This is a genomic window from Candidatus Symbiopectobacterium sp. NZEC135, from assembly GCF_025962695.1.
Genome location: NZ_JAGFPF010000236.1, coordinates 1 through 2,177, shown reverse-complemented (window position 1 = coordinate 2,177; position 2,177 = coordinate 1). Strand labels below are relative to the sequence as shown.

The window sequence follows — 2,177 nt, the reverse complement described above, 5'->3', positions numbered from 1 at the left end:
GGCGATCCATGAATACTTCCGTGGCGGCGGTTACTCTTCTCGCTTCCTGACCGAAGGCGGTGTGCCGTTTACCATGACACGCGTCAACATCATCAAGGGGTTAGGTCCGGTATTGCAGATTGCTGAAGGCTGGAGCGTCGAATTGCCCAAAACCGTGCACGACCAGCTTGATGCACGCACCGACTCCACCTGGCCCACAACCTGGTTTGCCCCACGCCTCACCGGCAAAGGCCCCTTCACCGATGTCTATTCGGTGATGGCGAATTGGGGCGCGAACCACGGCGTGTTGACCATCGGTCACGTGGGTGCCGATTTCATCACCCTCGCCGCGATGTTGCGGATCCCTGTGTGCATGCACAACGTGGATGAAGCCAACATCTATCGTCCTTCGGCGTGGGCGGCGCATGGTATGGATAGCGAGGGTCAGGACTATCGCGCCTGCCAGAATTACGGCCCGATCTACAAACGTTAATCCGTCACGCCCTCCGGCCGTAGGGAGGGCGTCTTTTTTGTTTCAGGAGCGGTTATGAAACAAGACGTTATGCTGGTGCTCGACTGTGGTGCCACCAATGTGCGAGCCATCGCCGTCAATCGCCAGGGAAAAATCATCACGCGCGCCTCGGTTGCCAATGCCAGCGAACGCGCCGCAGAAAATGGCAACTGGCATCAATGGTCGCTGGAGGCAATTTTGCAACGCTTTGCCGACTGTTGCAGAAAAATCAGCGCAGAACTGGCAGCGTGCCGTATTCGCGGCATCACGGTAACCACCTTCGGTGTGGACGGTGCACTCGTTGATAAACAGGGTGAATTGCTCTATCCGGTCATCAGTTGGAAATGCCCGCGCACGGCGGCCATCATGGAAGATATCCGCCGCGTTATGCCACCGCAACAGCTTCAGGAGATTTCCGGCGTCGGGGCTTTCAGTTTCAATACCTTGTACAAGTTGGTGTGGCTTAAACAACATCACCCGCAGTTACTGGCGCAGGCACACGCCTGGCTGTTTATTTCCTCGCTGATCAACCAGCGTTTAACCTGCGAATTCACCACCGATATCACCATGGCCGGCACCAGCCAGATGTTGGACATTCAGCAACGTGACTTCAGCCCGACAATTTTGCAGGCTGCGGGCCTCCCTCGCCGCCTTTTTCCACGCCTGGTGGCGGCAGGCGACGTGATTGGCACACTGCGGCCAGCGGCGGCAAACACACTGGGGTTGCCTGCGGGAATCCCGGTTATCGCTACCGGGCACGATACCCAGTTCGCACTGTTTGGTGCTGGCGCAGACCAGGATGAACCGGTGCTCTCTTCAGGTACATGGGAAATTCTGATGGTGCGCAGCGCAGCGGTAGACACACGGCTGCTTAGTCAACATCCTGGTTCGACCTGCGAATTGGATAGCCAGACTGGCCGTTTTAACCCCGGTATGCAATGGCTGGCGTCCGGGGTGTTGGAGTGGGTGCGTAAGCTGTTGTGGACACCAGAAACCCCGTGGCAGACGTTAATTGACGAGGCGGGCCCGATTCCGGCCGGCGCCGAAGGTGTCAAAATGCACTGTAACCTGCTCAATGGTCAGAATGCGGGCTGGCAAGGCGTGACGCTCAATACCACGCGCGGGCATTTTTATCGCGCCGCGTTGGAAGGGTTGACCGAACAGCTACAGAGAAATCTGCATACGCTGGAAAACATTGGTCACTTTAGCGCAAAAGAGTTATTGCTGGTCGGCGGAGGCAGCCGCAACACGCTGTGGAATCAGATCAAAGCCAACCTGCTTAACATCCCGATCAAAGTGCTGGATGAGGCTGAAACCACGGTCATCGGTGCCGCCCTGTTCGGCTGGTACGGCGTGGGTGAATTTGCCAGCCCGGAGCTGGCGCGAGCGCAGATACACTATCAATACCGCTATTTCTATCCGCAAACCGAACCCGAATTTACCGAGGAAGCGTGAGATGCTTAAAACAATTTCGCCATTAATTTCTCCCGATTTACTGAAAGTGCTTGCCGAAATGGGGCACGGAGATGAAATCATTTTTTCCGATGCCCATTTCCCGGCTCACAGTCTGGGTCCGCAGGTGATTCGCGCCGACGGTCTACGGGTCAGCGATTTGCTGCACGCCATCATTCCGCTGTTTGAGTTGGACAGCTATGCGCCACCGTTGGTGATGATGGCGGCGGTGGCC

General features: G+C 56.7%; 2 protein-coding genes and 1 pseudogene. All 3 read left to right on the top strand.

The features are described 5' to 3' along the window. Positions 1-472: pseudogene (fucI, locus tag J5224_RS25345) on the top strand (L-fucose isomerase); the annotation flags it as partial. A gap of 54 nt (positions 473-526) precedes the next feature. Then, a complete protein-coding gene (gene fucK, locus J5224_RS25340) occupies positions 527-1,945 on the top strand; it encodes an L-fuculokinase (protein WP_264627968.1) in 1,419 nt (472 codons plus the stop codon). Between the two features lies 1 nt (position 1,946). Then, positions 1,947-2,177 (top strand): L-fucose mutarotase (gene fucU / locus J5224_RS25335; protein ID WP_264627967.1); only part of this gene is annotated, 231 nt, incomplete at its 3' end.

Bases quoted from the DNA above. Each gene is read 5' to 3' on its own strand.
- fucK (WP_264627968.1), top strand. From the start codon at position 527: ATGAAACAAGACGTTATGCTGGTGCTCGACTGTGGTGCCACCAATGTG.